Here is a 25,330-nt window from a genome sequence, read left to right on the forward strand (position 1 = left end):
AGATGTTATTAGTAATAGATGTAGGGAATACGAATATCGTATTAGGCGTGTATGACAAGAAAAAACTTGTAGGCCATTGGCGTATTTCCACCGACCGCGTTCGTACTACTGATGAATATGGAATGTTGATGATGAATTTATTTTTCCATGACCGCAAGGTGGATGTGAAAGATATTAATAATATCATTATTTCTTCAGTAGTTCCACCTGTTATGCCGGCATTAGAGCGTGTGTGTACACGATATTTTAATGTAAACCCTATCATCGTAGGACCGGGTACAAAAACTGGTATTGCTGTAAAATATGACAATCCTCGTGAAGTTGGGGCAGACCGTATCGTCAATGCGGTGGCTGCTTACGAAAAATACGGTGGACCTCTTATTGTTATTGATTTTGGTACTGCTACAACATATTGCGCTATTTTAGAAAATGCTGATTATGTAGGTGGTGTTATTTCCCCAGGCGTAACAATTTCTGCAGAGGCGTTATTCCAACGAGCTGCAAAATTACCACGTATTGAGGTGAAAAATCCAGGGCAAGTTATTTGTAAAAATACCGTGTCCTCCATGCAATCTGGTATGTTTTATGGGTATGTGGGCCAAGTAGAGGGCCTTGTAGCTCGTATGAAATCAGAAATGCCACCGAATGTAACAGTGGTAGCCACTGGTGGATTGGCGCAATTGATTAGCAGCGCTACCGATTGTATTGACCATATTGAGCCTATGCTCACACTAGAAGGATTACGTTTAATTTATGAAAGAAACAAATAATACTACTTGGCACATCGGTTCTGTTCGAATCGATGGACAAGCTATTTTAGCCCCTATGGCGGGCGTGAGTGATATTGCTTACCGCTTGCTTGCGAAGGAGCAAGGGGCTGCTTTGGTGTGCACCGAGATGGTGAGTGCCATGGGCATTAAATACAAAAATGAACATACTCATGAACTGCTTCGTATGGAAGCTGTGGAACATCCAGTGTCCATGCAAATCTTCGGATCTGATCCTGAGGCTATTGCTATCGGTGCGAAGGTCGTAGAGGAGGCCGGTGCGGACATTGTGGATATTAATATGGGGTGCCCTGTGAAAAAGGTCGTATCCAGTGGTGATGGATCTGCTCTCATGAAAACACCGGACCTTGCAGCACGGGTGGCTGAGGCCGCTGTGAAAGCAGTTGGTGTTCCGGTGACCGTGAAAATGCGTCTTGGTTGGGATAATGACCAAAAAAACGTACTTGATTTTGCAAAACGCATCGCAGATACAGGTGTAGCTGCTATTGCTATTCATGGGCGTACGAAAGAACAAATGTATAGTGGACAAGCTGATTGGTCCTATATTAAGGCCGTGAAAGAAGCTGTATCAATTCCTGTCATCGGTAATGGTGATGTGGTGGATGCATTGAGTGCAAAAACTCTATTAGATACAACTGGGTGTGATGCGGTCATGGTGGGGCGTGGTGCCCAAGGTAATCCGTGGGTATTCAAGCAAATCCATCACTATTTAGCCACTGGTGAATTGTTGGACTTACCAACTCCAGTGGAACGCATAGAAATGTTGATGAAACATTTTGATTTGCTCTGCCATTACAAGGGTGAAAATCTTGGAGTTCGAGAAATTCGGACACATGCTGGTTGGTATATGAAAGGTCTTCCTGATTCAGCGTACTGGCGCAATAAAATTAATGCGGTACACACGAAAGAATCCTTTATGGAACAAATTAAAGAATACCATGAAAGACTGCATGAAATTTGACAATCCCTATACTGTTTTATATAATAGTAAAGACAATTTGTAACTTGTGAAAAAAGGTGTCATCGTATATGACACTTTTTCTTATTAGATAATAGAAAGAGTGAGAAGTTATGGCAGCAGTAAAAGAAACATTACTAACCGCTGAAGGTTTAAAGAAACTTGAACAAGAATTGGCTCATTACAAATCTGTACGTCGTATTGAAGTAGCAGAACGTATTAAAATTGCTATTGAATATGGTGATATTAGTGAAAACTCTGAGTATGATGATGCAAAAAATGAACAAGCTTTCATCGAAGGTCACATTTCAGAACTTGAAAATAAAATTAATACCGCTAAAATTATAGATGAAGCAGTAAAAAGTGACGTTGTATCCGTAGGTAGTAAAGTAACTGTTTTAGATACTATGTACAACGATGAATTAGAATATGTTATCGTAGGGTCCTCTGAAGCAGATCCTTTCAATAACCGTATTTCTAATGAATCTCCAGTTGGTGCAGCTATCTTGGGTAAACGTGAAGGTGATGAAGTCGAAGTGACTACACCTGACGGCCCTGTTACGTTCCGAGTATTGGCTGTCCAATAATTGTAATTCCCTGAATCTGGCTAGGAGACATGACCATGAGCGAAGAAACAAAAGTGCAACAAGTACAAGAAGATTTAAATGATCAAATGCTAGTGCGTCGCGATAAATTAGCTGAATATGAAGCAGACGGCGTTTATCCATTTGGACAACGTTTTGTTGTTAATGCACATGCAAAAGATATTAAAGATGACTTCTTGAACTTTGAAGATCAACCAGTCGTATTAGCAGGTCGTTTGATGACAATCCGTTCTCACGGTAAAACTGCATTTGCTAATATCCGTGATTTATCTGGTGATATTCAAGTATATTTCCGTAAAGACGTATTGGGCGAAGATGAATATAAACATGTTAAAATGCTTGATATGGGCGATATCGTAGGCGTGGAAGGTCATGTGTTCAAAACACACATGGGCGAAATCACTGTGAAAGTATCCAAATTGACATTATTGTCTAAATCTTTACGTCCATTACCTGAAAAATGGCATGGTTTGAAAGATACTGAGCTTCGTTACCGGCAACGTTATGTAGATTTGATTGTAAATCCAGAAGTTCGTGATACATTCGTAAAACGTACACAAATCGTTGCGAAAGTACGCGAATACTTGAATAGCCAAAAATTCATGGAAGTGGAAACCCCTATGATGCATGCTATCCCTGGTGGTGCTGCAGCTCGTCCTTTCATTACACATCATAATGCATTGGATATCGATATCTACATGCGTATTTCCCCAGAATTATATCTAAAACGCCTTATCGTTGGTGGTTTAGAACGCGTATATGAAATCAACCGTTCCTTCCGTAATGAAGGTATTGATAATCGTCATAACCCTGAGTTTACCATGATGGAATCTTACCAAGCATATGGTAATTATGAAGATGCTATTCGTTTGACTGAAAATATCGTGGCGTACTGTGCACAAGAAGTGTTGGGCACTACAAAAATCACGTACCAAGGTACTGAAATTGATTTGACTCCACCATGGAACCGCATTACTATGTCCGAAGGCATCAAAAAATACACTGGCGAAGATTTTGATGCAGTAGAAACATTGGAAGAAGCTCGTGCTATTGCAGATCGTTTGAACGTAGAGTATGGCCCTAACGATGGTATTGGTAAAATTCAAAACTTGTGCTTCGAAGATTATGTAGAAGAAAACTTAATTGAACCAACATTTGTATATGGTCATCCAAAAGAAATTTCCCCATTGGCGAAATTGAACCGTGAAAAACCATTAACAACTGAACGTTTCGAAGCATTCATTTATGGCCGTGAATTGGCCAATGGCTTCTCCGAGTTAAATGACCCAATCGATCAAAAAGAACGTTTTGAAGCACAATTGAAAGAACGTGAAGCCGGCGATGACGAAGCGCATCGTATGGATAACGATTATGTAACAGCATTGGAATATGGTTTACCACCAACTGCTGGTCTTGGTATCGGTATCGATCGTCTTGTTATGTTCTTAACAGATTCCGCATCCATTCGTGATGTATTGTTGTTCCCATTGATGAAACCAGAAGTGGCAGCTCCAGTGCAAGAAGAAACAACTGAAGAAGAGTAAGAATTTACTAAGTGTAGCTTGTATGAAAACGCATATAAGCTACACTTTTTTTGTGTCTTATGGTAAACTTAAATGTATTGATACTGAAAAGAGCCCAATGGGGCATAATGAAAAAAAGAGGTTATTGATTATGTTAGACATGAAATTTGTCCGTGAGAATATTGAAGCGGTACAAGCAAATCTTGATAATCGCCATACAAAAGGTGATTTAGACACATTTGTAAAACTCTATGATGAACGTAAGGAAATTATTCTTGAAGTAGAAGAATTAAAAGCATTACGTAATAAAGTAACAGAAGAAATTAGCCAATTAAAACGCAATAAAGAAAATGCAGACGATAAAATCGCAGAAATGAAAAAAGTAGGCGACAAGATTTATGAATTAGATCGTCGTGCTCGTGAAGTTGAAGAAGGCCTTCGCAATGTAGCATTGATGTTGCCAAATATGGTGGATGCATCCGTGCCAGTAGGTGCTGACGAAGAGGATAATCCTGAAAACCGTAAATGGGGTGAACCTCGTCAATTCGATTTCCCTATCCAAGCACATTGGGATCTTGGTGAAAGTTTAGACATTCTTGATTTTGAACGTGCTGGTAAATTGAGCGGTGCTCGTTTTACTATCTACAAAGGCATGGGCGCTCGTTTAGAACGTGCATTGATTAACTTCATGCTTGACCTTCATGTAGATAAACATGGTTACACTGAAATGATGACACCATACATGGTTACAGGTGAAACATTGACAGCGACTGGTCAATTGCCTAAATTTGCAGAAGATATGTACCAAGTAACCGGTGATGATGCAGATTACTATTTGATTCCAACAGCAGAAGTTACATTGACCAACTACTATCGTGATGAAATCTTATCTGAAGAAGATTTGCCAAAATATTTTACAGCTCACACTGCATGTTTCCGTGCAGAAGCTGGCTCTGCAGGTCGTGATACTCGTGGTCTTATTCGTCAACATCAATTTAACAAAGTTGAAATGGTAAAATTGGCGAAACCAGAAGATTCTTTCAAAGAATTGGAAGCATTAACAGATAATGCAGAAGAAGTATTGCGTTTGTTGGAATTGCCACATCGCGTAATTACATTATGCACTGGTGATATCGGATTTGGGTCCGCTAAAACATACGATGTTGAAGTATGGATGCCAGCACAAGATAAATATAGAGAAATTTCCTCTTGCTCCAATATGACTAATTTCCAAGCTCGTCGTGGTAATCTCAAATTCCGTCGTGGACCAAAAGGTAAACCTGAATTCGTTCATACATTAAATGGATCCGGTTTAGCTGTAGGGCGTACAGTAGCGGCTATTTTGGAAAATAACCAACAAGCCGATGGTTCGGTTCGTATTCCACAAGTTCTTGTGCCATATATGGGCGGTGCAGAAGTTATTAAACCTGCTAAATAAGGAGATACTATGAAATTTTTTATCGATACTGCAGAATTTGAAGAAATTAAAGCGGCCTATAAATTAGGTTTCGTCGATGGCGTTACAACAAATCCGTCCTTGATCGTTAAATCTAAACGTAATTTACAAGAAGTTATCAAGGAAATTGCTGCTCTTGTAGAAGGTCCAGTAAGTGCAGAAGTTATTGCTACAGAAGCACCTGATATGGTCAAAGAAGCGCATGAACTTGTAAAGCTTGGCGACAATGTTGTTATCAAAGTACCAATGACTCCAGAAGGTTTAAAAGCCGTTGCTATTCTTTCCAAAGAAGGCATTAAAACAAACGTGACATTGATTTTCTCCGCGAACCAAGCATTGTTAGCAGCTCGTGCAGGTGCCACATATGTAAGTCCATTCGTTGGTCGTATTGATGATATTAGCATGGATGGTATTACTCTTATCGAAGATGTCGCTGAAATTTTCATGGTTCATAATATCGAAACAGAAATTATCGCAGCTAGCGTACGTACACCAATTCACATTACACAATGTGCAAAGGCTGGTGCGCACATCGCTACTGTACCATATAAAGTATTATTACAAGCTATGAAACATCCGTTGACAGATGCTGGTTTGGCACGTTTCCTAGAAGACTGGAAACAAGCTAATCAATAAAACTACTAAAAACACAGTAACCTAACAACAATAGCTAGGCTATAAGAGCGGTACTAATCTACATGATTAGACCGTGCTCTTGTGTAATGTAATAGGTAGATAGATCTACCACTCATTTAAGGAGGCCCTATTATGGATCGTACATTATCTTTGGAATTTGCTCGTGTCGTTGAAGCGGCAGCTCTTCGCAGTGGTCGTTTACTTGGTCGTGGTCAAAAAGACGCAGCTGACGGTTTAGCCGTAGATGCTATGCGTCAAGCGTTTGATTCCGTAAATATCTCTGGTACAGTAGTTATCGGCGAAGGCGAAATCGACGAAGCACCTATGCTTTACATTGGTGAACATGTTGGTGCCGGCGGTCCAGAAGTAGATATCGCTGTAGATCCTATTGAAGGTACAAACCTAATTGCTAAAGGTCAAAATGGTGCTATTGCAGTTATGGCCATTGCTGAAAAAGGCGGTTTGTTACATGCGCCAGATATGTACATGCAAAAATTGTGTGTAGGCCCTCGTGGTGCTGGTGCTATCGACTTGAATCTATCCTTAACTGAAAACTTGAAAAATATCGCTAAAAAAATGGAACGCGACGTAGAGGACTTAACAATCGTTATGCTTGATCGTGAACGCCATGCTGGCCTTATGAAAGAAGCGCGTGATCTTGGTTGCCGTATTCGCCTCATCACTGACGGTGACGTTAACCCAGCTATGGAATGTTGTATCGAAGGTTCCGGCGTACACGTTGTTGTAGGTACTGGTGGTGCCCCTGAAGGCGTATTGGCAGCAGCGGCATTAAAATGTGCTGGTGGCGATATGCAAGCTCGTTTATTGCCTGAAACAGAAGCAGAAATTCAACGTTGCCATGATATGGGCATCAAAGATACAAATGCGATTTTGACATTAGATGATCTTGTTAAGAGTGATGATGTTATCTTTGCAGCAACAGCGATTACACAGGGGAATTTGTTGAATGGTATTAGCTACTTCCCAGGTGGCGCACGTACACATACCATTGTGATGCGTGCTAAAACAGGTACAGTTCGTTTCCTTGATACAATTCATATGGATAATAAACTAAAAACTTTAAAGGCTAAATAAATTGTAGGTTGAATGATTTAAATACGTCTTCCATAACACTTAATGAGCAATGATATATTTTGTGATTGCTCCTGTGATAGGGCCGAGATCCTCTCGATTCTCGGCCCTATTTCTGTGTTTCCTACTATATGTTGTGTAAAAGCTGGAGAAATTGGGATTATATGCTGGGCTTTTACTTGCTGAACAATATGTAAACATAGTATACTAAATAGAAGGCTTTTTATATTATTCGATATAAATTTATATACAACAAACTAAAATAGATAGTTAAACTGACACTATAATCGCTCGTTTGGTGTTAGGTATGAAAAATGACTAGGAGGAATTCTTTTGGAAAAGCTAATTATACAAGGGGGCAATCGCCTAAAAGGTCGTGTTCGCGTAAGTAGTGCAAAAAATGCTGTACTACCTATCATTGCGGCCACTATGTTGGGTACTACCCCAAGTACATTGCTTGAAATTCCAAACTTGGAAGATGTAGGGACAATTTGTAAGGTTATCGAATCCTTGGGGGTGAAGGTAACTTTCAAAAAAGAAAAAGATGAAATCATTTTTGATGCATCGGAATTAACTGCTATTGAGGCACCAGAAGATTTAGTACGTCGTATGCGTGCATCCTTCTTGGTTATGGGACCATTGTTGGCTCGTAAAGGGGAGGCAAAAATATCCCTGCCTGGCGGTTGCGCTATTGGCGCTCGTCCTATCGATTTGCATTTGAAGGCATTTGAAGCACTAGGTGCAAAAATTGAAATTACAGAAGATTATGTACATGCTACTACACCAAATGGTTTGCAAGGTAGTCAAATTTACCTCGATTTTCCAAGCGTAGGTGCTACTGAAAATGTAATGATGGCTGCTTGTATGGCAGAAGGTAAAACCATCATTGAAAATGTTGCAGAAGAACCAGAAATCGTTGATTTGGCGACATATCTTAACAGTATGGGTGCTAATATTCGTGGTGCTGGTACAAATGTCATTCGTATCGAAGGCGTGAAGGAATTGAAAGGCGCTGTTCATACAGTGATTCCTGATCGTATTGAAGCTGGTACGTATCTAATTGCTGCGGCTATGGCTGGCGGTGACGTGTATGTAGAAAATGCATTGTCTGAACATTTAAAACCAGTGGTAGCAAAGCTAAAAGAAGCTGGTGTAACCGTAGAAGAAGACATTGATGGTATTCGTGTTGTCAGCGATGGTAAACTAAAGGCGGTGGATATTAAAACATTGCCGTATCCTGGGTTCCCAACAGATATGCAAGCGCAATTTATGGCATTGACTACGATTGCTCATGGTACAAGTACTGTTACGGAAACTGTTTTTGAAAACCGTTTTATGCATGTTGCGGAACTACGTAAAATGGGTGCCCATATCGATATAGATAATCGCAAAGCGATTGTAGAAGGTGTGAATGGCTTACATGGTGCAGAAGTAAATGCTACAGACCTTCGTGCAGGTGCGGCCCTTGTTTGTGGCGCATTATCTGCTGAAGGAGAGACGAAAGTAGGACGTTTACATCATATTGATCGTGGGTATGATGATTTTGTAGGTAAATTACAAAGGTTAGGTGCGAACATTGTTCGGATTGACGAATAAGAAGCGTGTAGCAAAATCTGTTGGTGGGGATGATAAGTCTGCAGTTCAATCAGATGAGTCGGTTCAAGCGAAACGTAAGCTTAGACGAAGACCGACAACGATTGCCAAGACAACACCTACCATGACAATGAAACGCAATAAATCTGATACAGAGAAGTCAGCATCATTTCTAAGTAAGTTGCAAGGTGGCTTTGCCTATGATATTGGTATCGACTTGGGCACTGCCAATGTGCTGATCTATGTTAAAGGGAAAGGTCTCGTTCTTGATGAACCTGCGTATGTAGCGAAGGATGTTAAAACAGGAGATATTCTTGCTGTAGGTCAAGAGGCACGTCTTATGTTAGGGCGTACACCGGAAGGGGTGGAGGTAATTCGTCCATTACAGGCAGGTGTAATTGCTGATTATGACACGACGGAATTTATGCTTCGCTATTTTATCCGTTCTGTAGTTCCTGCATCGAGTTTGATGAAGACTCGCATCATTGTATGTGTGCCATCAGGTAGTACACCGGTAGAGAAGCGTGCTGTATTAGAGGCATTGCTCCGTACCGGCGCTAAGAAGACGGTGCTCATTGAAGAACCACTAGCTGCAGCTATGGGCACAAATCTTGATGAAGCTACACAAGTGGGGGCTATGGTTCTCGATATTGGTGGGGGAACCACAGATATTGCAGTGTTATGTGACTCTGGTGTAGTGGTGAGCGAATCCTTGCGTATTGGTGGGGATGTATTTAATGAATCTATTGTTCGCTATATTAAACGAAAACGAAAACTTGTTATCGGTATTTCTACAGCGGAAGAAATAAAAATGGCTATCGGTACTGTAGATCGTCGTGCTAAGGAGACCTCTATCGAGGTGCGTGGGCGCGATACAGCTACAGGCTTGCCTAAGATGATTGAGGTTAGCTCTCTAGAGGTGCAACGAGCCTTAGAAGCTCAAATGATGACGATTTTAGAAGGTATCAAAGATATTTTAGAGAAAACGCCACCAGAATTAGTGGCTGCTATTGCAGATCATGGGATTATTTTGACTGGTGGGGGCTCTCTCATCGATGGATTTGATCGTGTTGTGTCCCGATCTATTGGGATTGCAGCGTATCTCGTAGATGATCCACGATATGCAGTTATTAGAGGTGTAGCGAAGGCCTTGAATGAGATGTCTGCCTTGAAAGATACTCTAGAAGGATTACAATAAATTATAGTAATCGGTATCCAATTACTATAATTGGATACAAGCTAGTTGCACTTCTTAGTCATGTGTTTGTATGAAAAAATGATATATGAGCGGCACTATATGTTCTTCTTGTCCTTGAAATAAGCAAGAAAATGTATGGACCGCTCATTTTTCTTTCATCACCTTGTGATACAATATAAAGACAAATAAATATATTCTATGCGTGTTATTGATTTTTCACTAGAAGATTACGGTATGTTTATGGGCCACACTGATGACTGTCGATAATGCTGCATATTACAATTTTAATAGAAAGGGACGGTATGACTATGAAAAAAAGTATGTTAGTCGCCACACTGGCACTAGCGTTGTCAAGTTTTGCCTCCTTAAACGCCCTTGCAGGCGATTTAACGGGTATTCGCGTATCCAATTCCGATGGATACAGTCGTGTAGTTATGGACTTAACTAGTGAAGCAAAAAACTATACAACGAATTATAATAAAGAAACACATGTGCTTACATTCCTACTCAAGGACACTACGAATAAAATGGCTAAGCCCATCGAACAAAATACAACAAAAACAGGTGTCCTCACAGGTGTTGGATTACAGTCTAAGGATTCACAGTTACAATTGAATTTGAATGCAAACCAAGACGTGAACTATAATGCATTTGTGTTAAAAAATCCCAATCGTTTGGTAGTGGATTTATTCTCCAATTATGCACAAAAAACGACAAAATCTATTAGCCCGAATATCAATCTCGTGAGATGGAATACAAATATGAAAGAGGGGATGGTAAAAGCCGTAGCCATTACAGCTGATGCTACAGTACCGTTCAAGGTAGGTGTAGATGCTAATGGTAAAACATTGGGGCAAATCAGTCAGTCATATAAGGTGGCTGTAGGTGCTAAAGGTAAAGGGATTTCCTTCGGAGACAGATCAATTGCTCCAGGTACAACTATCACATCGGCGAAACAATTAGAGGGCGTGGCATCTTTACGATATAACCCACAACGGGGATATTCTATCGTGGATAAAGTGCCACGCGTCGAAGGGCAGACTCAAAAAGCTACGTTAGCTGTAACGAGTGTAGACGCACCACGGGTGGCTAACTCTTTAATCTTGTACACACCGTCTTATGGTAAAAATACAGGTACTAATAACTATGGCTATGAGTTGACATTAAAGAGCAATAAGGTCACATCTACTGGTGTGGGTAATTCATCCATCCCGTCAGATGGATTTGTATTGTCGGGTCATGGCACAGCTAGCACTACGTTGAAAGCGATTAAGGTAGGTGATACTTTAACGTTGAAGACCACAGACGAATTGGCTCAAGTTAGTGCAGATGGAATGACAATCCTTCAAGGTGGTAGTATAGTTTTAGAAGATGGCAGAGCCGTAGGTAAATCGAATGATGGCAACAAGGCTCGTACTTTTGTAGGAACTACTAAGGGGCGAGGGCTCGTGATTTTGACGATAGATAAACAAGAACCTCAATCTGTGGGGGTAACATCTGCAGAGGGGGCTAAATTATTAGCTGATCTAGGTGCCGTAGAGGGCCTAGAATTGACGAATCAAGGTGATGTAGATATAGCAGTCAATAAAGAAATGGTGAACCAATCGGGTGCTGCACCTACATTGTATGAACAAATCTTATTGTTGAAATAAGTATTTTACATTGTATACTATGTAATTGCCTTTGAATATAATTGATAAATACTGTATAATAGTACTATTACAAAAATAAATTTAAGGAGGGAGATCGTTATGAAAAAATTATTGTTCGCACTAGCTGCAATTAGCGCTCTTGGTGTGGCAACTGTAATGGCGGCCCCAATTGAGCATCATACTGTTTTAACTGGTAAAGTATCCACTGTAGTGGCTATTGGTACACCTGTAACTGAAGGTCAAACATTGATTACTGTTGAAACATTGGCGGGCCCTATGGCTGCGTCTAAAGCCGTTGTAAATGGTATTGTAACAGCTGTAAATGTGACTACTGGTACTGATGTAACTCGTGGTCAAGTTGTGGCAACTGTTGATAGCAAATAAAGGAGAAATAGAATGAAAGTAACTCATTCTTGGCGTCGGTATAGAAAGAGTATACTGGCGCTTTTCTTCTGTTGGTCTATGTCAATGGCGCAGGCCGTAGATTTTATGCCTGTGTCCGAAGTACAGACTGGCATGGAAGGAATAGCAAAAACTGTGTTGGTAGGTGACGATATTTCTACATTTAATGTGAAGGTGTTAGGTGTAATGGAAAATCGTGGGCCTTCTGGCGACTTGATTTTGGCCAAATTCTCTGGCCCTGTAATGGAACAAACGGGTGGTATCGCTCATGGCATGAGTGGTAGCCCGGTGTATATAAATGGCAAGCTCGTTGGCGCGGTGGCCTATGGTTGGGGCTTTGCTGATGGTACGGTGGGTATGATTACACCTATTGAAGATATGGTGAAATTGTGGAATATTCCGTATGAAAAAAATCTCAGTAATTCGTGGTCTGATGACCGATTAATTCCTATGGGAACGCCTCTTATGGCTTATGGATTTGATGCAGATTCCATGGAGTATATGAAGTCTAAATTACCTCAATACGGTTATGAAACATATGATACGGCTAGTGCTACCGGCGATAATGTGAAGAAACCATTAGTACCAGGTGGTTCAGTAGCGGCCCTCTTAGTGGATGGAGATTTGAAATTAGGTGCTATTGGTACTGTCACTTATGTAGATAATGATCAAGTAGTAGCTTTTGGACATCCCTTCCTAAAACATGGTGAATCTGATTATTTTATGCATAATGCAAGTATTTTCACTGTTGTTAAAAGTGTGAATTCTGCTTTTAAATTAGGCTCCATGGGTAGTGAGGTTGGTACTGTAACAGAGGATCGTGGTGCAGGTATTGCCGGTAAAACTGGTGTCATTGCCCATGGTATTCCGTTGAGATTCCAATTAGCTGATTATGATATGGGACGGGAACGCAATACATCTGTGAAGGTTATTGAGGATCCTGAGATGACCCCTACATTAGCGGCAACCTCATTCTATAACTTCTTAAATAAAACATTGGATCGTAGTGGATCTGGAACGGCTACGGTAAGTTACAAAATTACACCGAGGGATAACAAATATAAACCGTTGACGCGGACGAATATGTTTTACTCCTCTGAATCCATTAGTGAAAAAAGTGTAGATGAATTCTACAATGTTGTTGATGTATTGATGAATAACAGATTCATCGATTACGAAATTATGGATATTCAGGTGAAAGCAGATGTTACTAAATCTAAGGTGACTGCCAAAATTGTTGATGCTACTGCTTCTCCTGTAGTGGTAGCACCTGGTGATACGATTGTGGTTGACGTGAAATTAGAACCTTTCAGAGGTGAAGTGGTAACAAAAGAAGTATTCTTTAAGGTGCCAGAGGATCAAAAAATCGGTAAAGCAACATTGGAGGTACGTGGTGGTGGTGTAGTGCCATTACCATATGTATTGGAAAAGCAAAAATATAATTTAACCGATGAAATTATTCGTCGATTGAAAACGTATAAGGATTTTGATGAATTATTCAAAGAAATCCAAGATACAGATACGAATAATCAAATCGTCGTGGAATTCCTTGAAGACGGTGTGAGTATGGTTAATGATGGTTCTAGTGCTAAAACTGCTAAAAAAGCAAAATTGGAATCTGTAGAGCGTAATCCATTACCTGGGGATATTAAAAAGGAACCAACTGCTAGTGAATCCTTGTCTAGCGACAAAGACGAGAAGAAACAAGAGAAAACGGCTGTTGACACAGAGTATATCATTCAAGGCGATGGTCAATTCTCCATTGATGTAATGAGCCCAGCTAAACGTGATAAAGTGTTGGCAAAACGAGCTAAAGAAGCGAAGCAGAAAGCAAAATTAGAAAAGAAACTCGATAGAGATGCTTCTAATACTGTAAAAGCTAGTGATGATAAAGGTTCTAGTGTTAATAGTTCTGGCACTAACAATTCTAGCTCTAACGATTCTAGTGAAAATGATGCTAATAATAAAGCGTCTGGCAGCCACGTATCCTAAGATGCATTATTAGAAAATTTGTGAATTATGGTATAATTAAGGAATATTCAGAATAAGGGAGGTTTCTAGTGAACTGGCTAGAGAATATAGGCCGTTTTACCATGAAACGGTTTGAACAAACAGGGGATGCCATGATGTTATTGTGGCAAACACTGAAACAACTGAAAATGATTAATTTCCTTCATGTACTACAACAAATGGCGCATCTAGGGGTGGATTCACTGCCTATTATTAGTCTTACTTTGCTCTTTGCTGGGGCTGTAATGACATTGCAAATTGCTGATGTACTAGTTCGCTATGGTGCACAAAGTACGGTAGGAGGCATTATGGCTGTTGCTATGGGCCGTGAATTAGGACCAATCCTTGTAGGTGTAGTTCTAGCTGGTCGCGTGGGGGCCGCTATTACTGCTGAAATTGGCACCATGAAGGTGACTGAACAAATAGATGCGCTCCGTGTGATGGCTACAGATCCTGTAGGATACCTTGTAGTGCCACGGGTCGTGGCATGTATGATTATGGTACCTATTTTGGCATTTTATGGTGTAGTTATTGGTATTGCCGGTGGTTATTTTGTAGCGACGGCGATAAAAGGACTTTCACCATCTACGTATTTGGACTCCATCCAAATGTTTTCAACTATTTCTGATTTTACATTGGGACTGGTGAAGTCTAGTATTTTTGGTGCTGTTATTGCCTTGGTTGGTGCCTATAAAGGGATGAATACTAAAATGGGTGCTGAGGCGGTTGGTTTCTCTACAACGAGTTCTGTGGTCACTAGTATTATTTTAGTATTCGTATTGAATTACTTCTTATCTAGTGCATTGTTTTAATTAGAGAGTAGACTGATGATTGAATTACAAGATGTGGTAGTAGCCTATGATACACGGGTTATCTTGGATCACATTAATTTAACCATTCCTGATGGTGAAACCTTGGTCATCCTTGGTGGCAGTGGCAGTGGTAAAAGCACGCTGTTACGCCTCCTTATTGGATTACAACGACCTACATCAGGTAAGATTTTTGTGGATGGCACAGAAATCACTTCATTAAATGAAGAAGAATTTAATAAAGTCCGTCTTAAGATGGGAATGGTATTTCAATACTCAGCTCTATTTGACTCCATGACAGTAGGGGAAAATGTAGCATTTGGATTGAATCAACATTCTTATAAATCCAAAGACGAAATTAAAGCTATTGTGGCAGAACGTCTCGACTGGGTAGGTCTCGGAGGGTATGAAGATTATATGCCTAGCGAACTATCGGGGGGGATGAAAAAACGCGTTAGTTTAGCTCGCGCCATTGCACAAGATGCTAAATTTATTCTTTATGATGAACCATCTTCTGGTCTTGATCCCATTACATCTGGAACTATTAGCATGCTTATAAAAGGAATGCAATCGCGTTTGGGCTGTACGTCTATTGTGGTGACTCATGATATGCAATCTGCTTTTTATGTGGCAGACCGTATTGCACTACTGGATAAAGGTAGATTTATCGAAGTGTCTAGTGCAGAGGAGTTCAAACACTCCACTAATAAAAAAGTACAACAATTTATTAATGGTAAAGCAGAAGAATTGACGATTTCTGCAAGGGGAGTATAGATATGAAGTGGACAACGGAAGCGAAAGTTGGCGCTTTTACAATATTGGGCCTCATACTATTTGTGAGTTCTATTGTATTCGTAGGAAAAATGGATATTTTTGCCAAACCAGAAATGGCGATTACTGGTCAATTTGAGCAAGTTAATGGTTTAAAAACGGGGAATCAAGTTAAATTATCTGGTGTTGCTGTAGGTACTGTGGATTCCGTGGAAATCGTTCCTGGTGGTGTGGCAGTAGGTATGAAAATTAATGAAGGAACCGAAATTCCTAGTGACTCTAAATTTATGATGGGCGCTGACGGATTATTAGGGGACAAATTCATCCAAATTTCACCTGGCAAGTCTAAAGTATATTTACATGATGGCGATTCTGTTCGAGGCGAAGGTGCAGATAGCATGGATAAAGCTATGCAAAGCGCTCAAAAGTTGATGGAAGGTACTGAAAAAATGTTAGAATCCATCAATAATATCATTGGTGACCCTCAAACACAAGGTGCATTGCGTCATACATTGCAATCGACATCTGTTGTGGCCGACAATGCCGTAGCGATTACACAAAATATGGCGGACATGACGGCTCAACTTAATGCAGCGACACAACAGTTTAATGCCGATGGTCAAGCTGGTGCTGATATGCGTGGTATTGTGACAAATTTGAAAGAAACCACTGATAAGGTGGATAATATGGCTCGTGCGATGGGAGGTGTTGTAACGGACCCAACAGCGGCCGAGAATATTAAAGAAACACTGCACAATACAGCACAAATTTCTGCACGTATTAATAAAATTGCGGGTGGCAAGGCCTACGTTTCGAGTACTACCTCCTCCAATGGTAATGGTGGTACTGCCACAACGGAGGGGCAAGATTCCGAAAAAAAGTCGCAATTAAGTACTGAAACATCAGCAGATTTGTTGTATAATAATCATCAAGACGAGTATCGTGTGAATGTGCGATTCCGTTTGTTTACTAATAAAACACTAGGTGAATTAGGCTTTTCTAATATCGGTGATGGTACAGACTTTGACTTGAACGGTGGTAAATATATTGCTGACAAATGGTCTATTCGTGCCGGTTTGTTTGAAAGTGAACTTGGGTTTAGTCTTGATTACGGTCTTGGTGGCCCATTCTCCATTTCTGCAGCCATGTATGATTTAAATCATCAAAAATATCGAATTCGCAGTGAATTTAGATTAGCACAAGATACATATGGGATACTACAAATGACAAGACCATTTGGTTCTGACAATGGTGGTACATACTTTGGTATAAAACAAGTTTTTTAACATTCCAGAATATAGATTCTAAGTATGGAGGTTTTTTCTATGAATAAAAAAGCACTTACACTAGCCATTTTATTCTCAATGGCTACAACAGGTGCCTTTGCGTCTGATCTCGTAACAACAACTGTAAATAACAGTGGTAAATTAAGCAAATTGCAAGAGCAAGCAGTGCTTTTGACACAAAAACAATTGGCTGATAAAGCGGCAAAAGATGTAGCTACATTCCCATCTGCTTTGGCTTTGAACGAAGTGAAAACAGTGGATTTGGCATTGAAAAATAACCGTACTGCTAAACAATCTATGTGGGCTTATGAAGCTGCAAAATCTACTGTAAGCGCCACGGCGGCTAGTAAAAATCCAAGTGTAGGGTATTCTTACAGTGCTACTCGTGCTAGAGGCGCTACTGATGCATCTTCCGTGACTGAACGTGGTACTAACGGTTTTAGTTTATCCGTTCCTGTATACACTCCAAGTGTAGATGCAGCTATAGATGGTGCTCGTTATGACCGTGAAAGTGCTGGGGCTAGCTATGAAGAAGCCTTGCAAACAGCAAAATTAACGGCTATTAGCGATTACTATACATTGATTATGTACCGTAATCTCGTTGATGTAGCGCAACAATCTGTTCGTGATTATGATGGTCACGTGACTAATGTGCAAGCCCAATATAATGTTGGCTTGGTGGCAAGCTCTGATGTATTAGCCGCTAGAACTAACTTAGCAGATGCTCAAACTACTTTGATCACTCGTCAAAATTCTGCTGACGTAGCTGAAACTGATTTGAATATCGTTATTGGCTATCCTGTAAGTACAAGCATTGAAACGGCAGATAAAGAAATGCGCTATTTACCTTATAATGTAACATTGGAACAAGCTAAGGCTTATGCGTTGTTGCATCGTGCTACACTAGTAAAATCTGCTATGGATGTAAAATCTGCAGAAGAATCTGTAAAACAAGCAAAAGCAGGTTACTTGCCAACTGTATCTTTGACAGCGGGTAAGAATTATGCATCTGACGATAATTACCGTGGTACTAGTAATAATGGGTGGTCTGTAGGTGCTAATGCTAGCCTAGATATCTGGGATGGTGGTTCAACTCGCAATACTATTAAAGTGAGAGAAGCTCAATTAGAAAGCGCGAAAGAAGCAAATTTAGCAGCCGTAGATGGTGTGCTTTATGACGTGCAATCTGCATATTTGAACTTGCGTGCGGCAGAGCAAACGATTTCTAGTACAAAAGTTGCTGTAGAAGAAGGTCAAGAAAGCTTCCGTATCGCATCCTTACGTTATCGCGCTGGCGTTGGTAGCAACTTGGATGTGTTGGATGCAGAAACATCTTTGACAACGGCTCGTAATAACTATGTTCAAGCGTTGTATAACTACAATATCTATGTGGCTACATTAGAACAAGCTGTAGGTGTTCCATTGGAAACACCAGTTGGACACGGGGCTCCGTTAATCGCAAATAGCGATTCTGTTAACACATTGGCTAATTTAGCTGCTCAAGTAACAAAATAATATACATTAGGTCGTTGAGGCATTGCTTCAATGACCTTTTTTATCGTTTGCAAGACTCTCGTAATAGTAGATTATAGGTGTTAGAGATGCAAATTTTAATGGCTTTCATGAAGATAGCATGAACATTGAGAAAAACTATTACAATTTCCTTGAAGTCCTATGGTTATGCGTGTTTTTATGCTATTATAATGATGTAGATATAGAAAATTTATGCATACAATGCATAGTTTGATAAATTCAGATGTAGGAGTTCTTTGATGACACGGAAACAATTGTCTCTCATAGGGGCAGCGGTGCTAGGTTTAGGTGCTCTAACGAGTATTGGCATAACGGCTAAACCAGCGGCAGAAAATTATGTAGCACCGCTTGTAAAAGAACAAATAAATACGTCTATTAATGGCAAGGTAAATTATGATTCTTTAACAATTGGCATGGATGGTACTGTGTGGCTAGAGAATGTAGTGGTAAATGATACAGCGGGGCATAAAATTGCTACGGCACCAACTGTAGAAGTGGGCCTAAATGTGTTAAAAGCACCGACATTGCTTTTTTCTGATGCTGAGGCGATGTCTTTGATTTCCTCTGTTACTGTGGAGAATCCTGATGTTCATGTATGGCAGTTATCGGATGGCACATGGAATGTGCAACAATTAGTGAAATCCTCATCTACTAGTGATTCATCATCTTTTACCGGTTCTGTGATAGTCAATGATGGTACAGTAGCAGCGCGGCTATCTGACGGTACACGGTATGAAATGGAAGACGTAGACGGTACTATTTCTTTGCGTGATAATCCTGTTGTCGATGGTGCTGTGAAAGCTGTATTTGACGGCGAAGAAATTACGGCTCGTGGCAATATTAATACAAAAAATCTTAATGATTTTGCTGTGTATGTACAGGCTGATTCCATTAATGCAATTCATGTTAATCAATTATTAAAATCTAGAAATGATATTTCCATTTCTGGTGGATTTATTGATGATGTACATGTAAATATCAAGAGTGACGGCAATAATGGATATACTATGTCCGGCAATTTAAACCTCACTGATATTGATGGTGCCTATGTAAATGGTGGTACTAGTTATGCCATTACTGAGGGACAAGCTCGTATTATGCTTAATAAGAATCAGGCTATTATTTCTGCTAGTGATGCTCTAATTAATGGAGAAGAATTTCAAGTTGATGGTGTTATTGAATTAGCAGATGATACGAATTTAAACCTCACTGTGTTAGCGGATCAAGCTAGCTTATTGGCATTGGCACCTGATCAAGGTATTGATGGATTAGCATCAGCCAATTTACAAATTACAGGTACTACGGTATCACCTAAAATTAGCGGGCACATATTGGGTGAAAATATTTCCTATAATGGCTTGGTCATCGATTCTGTGGAATCTGATATTTCTTATACAGAAGGCAAAGCCGATTTAGGGAATTTAGAAGCCTATATGGGTGATGGTGTTCTAGCTGGGCGTGCTACTTATGATGTGGATAATACTGATTTTGAAGCACAATTAACAGCAGAAGCTTTAGATCTATCTGCTATTACAGCCGCTGTTGATATTTCTGCAACGGGCACTGTATCTGGCCTTGCTCACGTGAAAGGTCGCCAAAATCGTGTCACAAGTATTACTGGTGATGTGTATGGTGAAGATATTACCTACAGTGGTGTTGCTATCAGTCAAGCAAGGGCTACTTTCACCGGAGATGGTGAAAACTACACGGTGAGTCAAATTAATGCGCTTATTGGTGAAGGTGAATTTACGGCATACGGAACGTTACAAAATGGTGAGATGAACCTAAGTTTCAATGCTAATGCAATTCCAGCGGCATTGGCTAGTCAATATTTGAATAACACTGTAGATGGTAATATAACAGCTTATGGCACTGTTTCGGGTACTACGGATAATCCAACGGCAGAGGCCCATATTTCATCTAATGAAATTCATATAGCCGATGCACGGTATGATCAAATTTTGGCAGACGTGACATTACACGACCATGTGGCCACTATTTCCCGTGGGATCATTATTGATGGAGAGGGCGAATATACGGTGACTGGTACAGCTAGACTTGCTGGGACTAGAGCTCTCGATTTGTCTGTAAAAGCAGATAAGGTACGTCTAGAAAATGCCATTCGACCATTTGTAGAGTTTCCAATTACTGGTTGGGTAACAACGGAAAATCATATTACTGGAACGATAGATTCACCAGTGGTTAATGGCTATGCACATATGTGGGATGGCTCGATACAAGGTAAGCTCGTAACTGATTTATATGCAGATTATAACTATCAAGGAGATGTGTTGACCGTTACCAACGGTAAGGCACAAGCCTATGGTGCTACGGCTACAGCATATGGCACTATGGTAGGAAGTAACTTGAATTTCACCTTTGATGGGGACCAAATTGATTTAGGCCGTTTGCTCACAAATGAAGATATTAAAATTGATGGATATGCTGATGTAAAAGGTACATTAACTGGCACATTAGATAAACCGATGTTTGATGGTAGTGTTGTATCTAATGCGTTGCAATTGAACTCAGTGCCTATAACAAATGTTAAGGGGAATGTTTATGTAGATCCTAGTGTAGTAAATTTGCAAAATTTCTCGTTTACAGAAGATAAGTTTGGCAAATACACCGTTAAGGGTGGTGTTATGTTAGATGAACCACATCGCTTGTTTGGTACGATACAGGTAGAAACAGCTAGTATTAATAACCTCATTCATATGCTACAACAAGACACAGATAGCTTTGATGGACAGCTAAATGGTGAAATTGAGTTAGGTGGTCAATTAGATAATCCAAGTCTTGATGTAAATGGCACGATTACAGACTTTAGTATTGATGGCAATGTCATTGGTAATGCTGTAGTAGATGCAGATTTAACAAATCGCAAGTTTACGATTCGTAAATTACAGCTACCTGTGGAAGATGGATTGATTGCCGCCGGAGGTGTAGCTGATTTAGATGGGGATGCAGATATTCAGATTGCTGCCAATCGTGTGAATATTAAACCATTCTTACCATTAGTAAGTAAAGATATTGATGCAACTGGAATTGTTTCATCGGTCATTAACATTAGTGGTAAAACCAATAATCCAAAAGCAGAGTTATCAGCAGAACTTGAAAATGGTTCTTTAAATGGTATTGCATTGGATAAAGCATTTGCCTTGGCAACAATGGAAAACAAGGTTATTAATGTACAACGTATCATGGGGATTCGGGATAAATATCAAGTAAGCGCTTATGGTAAAGTCCCATTGGCAGCATTGTATACCTCGGGCTATTTACCTCCAGGGGATAATAAAGCAATGGATCTCACTGTTGATTTTAATGAAGCTGATCTTGCCGTTGTTCCATTGATGACAAACGCTGTTAAATCTGCTGAAGGACCGTTATCTGGTGCCGTTCATATTACTGGTTCTTATGATGATCCAGAGGCAACCGGGACTGTTACTGTTAGAAATGGTACCATGAAAATTGATACGATTGGTAATCCCATGGAAGAGATTAATGGGAATTTAATTTTCACGGGTAAACAAATGGACTTCCAATCTACTTTAAATATGGGAAAAGGTAATGCTGGTCTTGCTGCGAAGGTGACTTGGAATCATAGGGCATTAACATCTTATAATGCGGCTGTACAGCTTGATAAACTAGACCTAGCTAATGAATATGTAAGTGGCCCAATTAATGGGGAACTTTATATCACTGAGATGAAAGGGATTCCAACACTAACAGGGACTATTAATCTTGAAAATAATCAATTTAAGATTCCTCTTTCCTTTGAAAGTAGTGGCGAATCAACTAATCTTGGCCTCGATGTGACTGTACACGCGGGTAAAAATGTTAGATTGTATGATAAATTGCTATACAATATGCTTATCACTGGTGATGTACGATTCAAAGGTTCTACCAACAGACCAAATCCAGATGGATCGTTTAAAGTAGAGTCAGGTATCTTTAAATATTTAAATCATACATTTAATATCACTAAGGGAAATGCGAATTTTGAGCGTGGTTCGTTCTTGCCTAGATTATTATTAGAGGCAACAAATACAACTAGTAGCTATGATATTAAATTGGGTGTTTCTGGTACAGTGGATATGCTTGATATGACATTAACATCAGAGCCACAATTGTCCAGAGAACGTATTATATCTTTGTTGACCTTTGGTCGAGGGGCAGAAACGAATAGCAGTGCTGTCTCTAGTCAAGATGCCAATAATTTATTTGTTTCAGGTTTACAAATGCTGACATTTGGCTATGTACAAGATGCAGTGCAAAATTCATTGGGCCTTGATATGATTAATATCACTACGGGGTCATTAAATCCTGATGAGCCTGTAGATGGGGACATATCTGGTAATTATAATATTGAAATAGGTAAATATATCATTCCTAATTTGATGGTAACCTATGGCCAAGGTGTGAACAATAACATGAATAAATATGGTATTAATTATAAAGTGGACAAACATTTGAACTTTGCTGGTTGGCGGACGAATGATAATGGTGGTTATTTTGGTACTACTTGGACGCGTCAATTTTAATTAGCTTCTATGCAGGAATGTAAAATGGGATTGTAATGTCCTAAAGGGACGGAATAGGAACTTTTAGGACATTATGAAATATTATGTTTAGGTATCATACAACTTTCATAAAAGTTTGCTATAGTAGTACTCAATGCAAAGTGGATATGATATAATAACAAGGATGTATTACTCTGATTATGAAAAGAGTTTTTAGGAGGAATTTATGCTTACAAATAAAGCCTATAAGCGTATGCTAACAGCATCTGTGCTGACAGCAGTTATGGGGCTAGGTAGTGTGTATGCTGCAGACGTGCAAGCTGGATACACACCTGATATGACAACTACAACGACAACACAAACTGCAGATGTAGTTGATACAGCAGAAAAACAAGCTGTATACAATGCTACAGAAGGTAAAGTGTTAGATAAAAAAGCACAAGCTGAAGAGGATGCTCAAGCAGCAATTACAGCAGCTCGTGGTGATACTACTATCAGCCAAGACGGTACTGTAGTGCAAGGTACAGATGGTACTGTTGTAGTTAACAACTCTCAATTATCTACTGATGATAAGCAAGTAAAAATGGTATCTCGTGTTACCGCAGATACGGACCTTGATCGTGCTAGTGAAACAGGCCAAAATCAAGCTATTGCTACTGTAGAAGCACAATACGTATCCTCCGCTACGGAAGAAACAGTTAAGCCATTTGCTGACCGTGTTATCACATCTCTTGATATTGACGGTGTGGATGAACAAAATAAACCACAATTGTTGGCGTTGCTCACAGAAAAAGTAGGCGATAAAATCTCCTATGAAGGCGTTGTGAAAGACATTCAAAACTTGGGTAATACTGGTGTGTTCTCCGAAGTAAATCCTGTGTTCACAAATGTTCCTGAAGGTACAAAAGTAAGTTATAAATTAACAGTTAATCCTATTGTCAATGGTGTTACATTTGAAGGTAACTCTGTGTACACTACTGAAAATTTAGTTAATTACATGGCGATTCAACCTGGTACAGTGTTGAACTCCATTTACGTAGGTCAAAAAATTCAAGGCATTAATGCAGCCTACGCTCGTGACGGCTATATGTTAGCGCACGTAGCAGGTATTCGCGTTGATGATGCTGGCCTCGTTCATGTGGCTGTAGTGGAAGGTGTTGTAGAAGACATCATTCCTGCAGGCAACAAAAAAACGAAAGATAAAGTAATTACTCGTGAATTCGTTCAGAAAAAAGGCAAACCTTTCAATAAATTCTTGGTACGCCGTTCTGTAGAACGCGTTTATAACCTAGGTTATTTTGATGATGTTAACGTTCGTATGTTGCCAGGCAATGATCCTGACAAAGTTATTATCGAAGTTGACGTATTGGAACATAAAACTGGTACTGTTACATTAGGTGCTGGTTATTCTGAATCCGATGGTTTCGTTGGTATCATCGAATTTGGTGAAGATAATTTCCGTGGTACTGGTGATAAATTTAAAGTTCACTGGGAAATCGGCGGTTCCGATAATTACAAAAACGTTCAATTCTCCTACTTGAGACCTTGGATTGATAGTAAAGGTACATCTCTCGGTTTCACATATTTCAACCGTACAGATGAATACACTGACTACAATGAAAATGGTAATGAAGTAGCTGAATATGATAAAAAATCCCAAGGCTTTAACGTGTCCTTCGGTCGTCAAACAGGCGAGTACACTCGTGATTATTTGACATTGGAAACTCGTAAAGATGAATACGAATGGGATGATGACGATAGCTCCGGATACCGTTATGATCGAAATCGCGACTATGCGGGAAATAAATTGTACGATTTTGCAAATGATAACTACCTTGATAATAACTTTGGCCGCATCAACAGTGCTACATGGCAAAAAGTATATGATTCCCGCGATAACATCTATGATCCAAGTCGTGGTAAACGTATTTCCTATACAGCACAATGGGCTGGTCATGGTTTAGGTGGTGACTTCGACTTCTACAAATTTACTGCAGAAGCTCGTATGTACCGCAAATTGTCTGAAAAAGTAACTTTGGCATTCCGTGGCCGTGTTGGTTTCATCCAAGGTGATGCACCATATAGCCAATTGTTCACATTAGGTGGCGCAGACTCCTTGCGTGGTTATGAAGATGACCAATTCCGTGGTAAGAAAATGTACAATGCTACATTAGAGCTTCGTATGCCAATCGTTAAGAAGGTTACAGGCGTTCTCTTCGCTGATATCGGTGATGCATGGGATGCACCAAATGTAACTTGGTATAATAGCAAAAAAGAATTTAATGTTGGCGTAGGTGCCGGCGTTCGTATTACAACTCCGATTGGTCCAGTTCGTCTTGACTATGGTGTTGGTTCTGACGACAATAAATTCCACTTCAGCTTTGGTACACAATTCTAATAGCAAGATATTTATGGTGAAAGCCTCGTGAGGGGCTTTCACCAATATCCATATTAGGGCGAAAATTTTTTCATTCATAATTTTAGTTTGCTATGAG

Annotated in this window: 18 protein-coding genes; all 18 read left to right on the top strand. The window is 39.9% G+C overall.

What is annotated here, in order from left to right; all coding sequences use genetic code 11:
* The first annotated feature begins 2 nt into the window (after positions 1–2).
* The 18 genes from RVY80_RS07430 to RVY80_RS07515 all read left to right on the top strand — a co-directional run bounded on the left by RVY80_RS07430 (position 3) and on the right by RVY80_RS07515 (position 25,233).
* Positions 3–770 (top strand): type III pantothenate kinase, encoded by a 768-nt coding sequence (locus RVY80_RS07430; RefSeq protein ID WP_295190118.1) that lies wholly within the window; start codon positions 3–5, stop codon positions 768–770.
* A complete protein-coding gene (gene dusB, locus RVY80_RS07435; RefSeq protein ID WP_295190115.1) occupies positions 754–1,749 on the top strand; it encodes a tRNA dihydrouridine synthase DusB in 996 nt (331 codons plus the stop codon). The genes RVY80_RS07430 and dusB overlap by 17 nt, the downstream gene beginning before the upstream one ends.
* Positions 1,750–1,859: 110 nt before the next feature.
* On the top strand, positions 1,860–2,333 hold the full coding sequence (greA, locus tag RVY80_RS07440) for a transcription elongation factor GreA (RefSeq protein WP_295190112.1): 474 nt from the start codon (positions 1,860–1,862) through the stop codon (positions 2,331–2,333).
* A gap of 35 nt (positions 2,334–2,368) precedes the next feature.
* Complete coding sequence (lysS, locus tag RVY80_RS07445) at positions 2,369–3,895, top strand: lysine--tRNA ligase (RefSeq protein ID WP_295190109.1); 1,527 nt, start codon at positions 2,369–2,371, stop codon at positions 3,893–3,895.
* A gap of 130 nt (positions 3,896–4,025) precedes the next feature.
* On the top strand, positions 4,026–5,312 hold the full coding sequence (gene serS, locus RVY80_RS07450) for a serine--tRNA ligase (protein WP_317330114.1): 1,287 nt from the start codon (positions 4,026–4,028) through the stop codon (positions 5,310–5,312).
* A 9-nt stretch (positions 5,313–5,321) separates the two neighbouring features.
* Positions 5,322–5,966, top strand: coding sequence for a fructose-6-phosphate aldolase (gene fsa, locus RVY80_RS07455; protein ID WP_295192341.1), 645 nt, complete (start codon positions 5,322–5,324; stop codon positions 5,964–5,966).
* A 132-nt stretch (positions 5,967–6,098) separates the two neighbouring features.
* Positions 6,099–7,061: a class II fructose-bisphosphatase gene (gene glpX / locus RVY80_RS07460; protein ID WP_317330115.1), complete on the top strand. Its 963-nt coding sequence runs from the start codon at positions 6,099–6,101 to the stop codon at positions 7,059–7,061.
* Positions 7,062–7,391: 330 nt separating this feature from the next.
* Positions 7,392–8,654 (top strand): UDP-N-acetylglucosamine 1-carboxyvinyltransferase, encoded by a 1,263-nt coding sequence (gene murA / locus RVY80_RS07465; RefSeq protein WP_295192339.1) that lies wholly within the window; start codon positions 7,392–7,394, stop codon positions 8,652–8,654.
* Between the two features lie 121 nt (positions 8,655–8,775).
* Positions 8,776–9,849, top strand: a complete 1,074-nt coding sequence (gene mreB / locus RVY80_RS07470; protein ID WP_399416904.1) for a rod shape-determining protein — start codon at positions 8,776–8,778, stop codon at positions 9,847–9,849.
* Between the two features lie 308 nt (positions 9,850–10,157).
* Positions 10,158–11,501 carry a phosphodiester glycosidase family protein gene (locus RVY80_RS07475; protein WP_317330116.1) on the top strand — a complete coding sequence of 448 codons (1,344 nt, stop codon included), beginning with the start codon at positions 10,158–10,160 and terminating at the stop codon, positions 11,499–11,501.
* A 99-nt stretch (positions 11,502–11,600) separates the two neighbouring features.
* Positions 11,601–11,885: a biotin/lipoyl-binding protein gene (locus RVY80_RS07480; RefSeq protein WP_317330117.1), complete on the top strand. Its 285-nt coding sequence runs from the start codon at positions 11,601–11,603 to the stop codon at positions 11,883–11,885.
* Positions 11,886–11,897: 12 nt separating this feature from the next.
* On the top strand, positions 11,898–13,895 hold the full coding sequence (locus tag RVY80_RS07485) for a SpoIVB peptidase S55 domain-containing protein (protein WP_317330118.1): 1,998 nt from the start codon (positions 11,898–11,900) through the stop codon (positions 13,893–13,895).
* A gap of 68 nt (positions 13,896–13,963) precedes the next feature.
* Positions 13,964–14,725 (top strand): MlaE family ABC transporter permease, encoded by a 762-nt coding sequence (locus RVY80_RS07490; protein WP_317330119.1) that lies wholly within the window; start codon positions 13,964–13,966, stop codon positions 14,723–14,725.
* Positions 14,726–14,740: 15 nt separating this feature from the next.
* Positions 14,741–15,496 (top strand): ABC transporter ATP-binding protein, encoded by a 756-nt coding sequence (locus RVY80_RS07495; protein ID WP_317330120.1) that lies wholly within the window; start codon positions 14,741–14,743, stop codon positions 15,494–15,496.
* 2 nt (positions 15,497–15,498) lie between these two features.
* The gene (locus RVY80_RS07500) at positions 15,499–16,779 is read left to right on the top strand and encodes an MlaD family protein (RefSeq protein ID WP_317330121.1); all 1,281 of its coding nucleotides are present in this window, start codon (positions 15,499–15,501) and stop codon (positions 16,777–16,779) included.
* A gap of 39 nt (positions 16,780–16,818) precedes the next feature.
* The gene (locus RVY80_RS07505) at positions 16,819–18,294 is read left to right on the top strand and encodes a TolC family protein (protein ID WP_317330122.1); all 1,476 of its coding nucleotides are present in this window, start codon (positions 16,819–16,821) and stop codon (positions 18,292–18,294) included.
* Between the two features lie 257 nt (positions 18,295–18,551).
* Positions 18,552–22,856: a translocation/assembly module TamB domain-containing protein gene (locus RVY80_RS07510; protein ID WP_317330123.1), complete on the top strand. Its 4,305-nt coding sequence runs from the start codon at positions 18,552–18,554 to the stop codon at positions 22,854–22,856.
* Positions 22,857–23,061: 205 nt separating this feature from the next.
* Positions 23,062–25,233 carry a BamA/OMP85 family outer membrane protein gene (locus RVY80_RS07515; protein WP_317330125.1) on the top strand — a complete coding sequence of 724 codons (2,172 nt, stop codon included), beginning with the start codon at positions 23,062–23,064 and terminating at the stop codon, positions 25,231–25,233.
* The last annotated feature ends 97 nt before the right edge of the window (positions 25,234–25,330 follow it).

Origin of the sequence: Veillonella absiana, assembly GCF_032970865.1 — a bacterium.
Classification (GTDB): domain Bacteria; phylum Bacillota; class Negativicutes; order Veillonellales; family Veillonellaceae; genus Veillonella; species Veillonella absiana.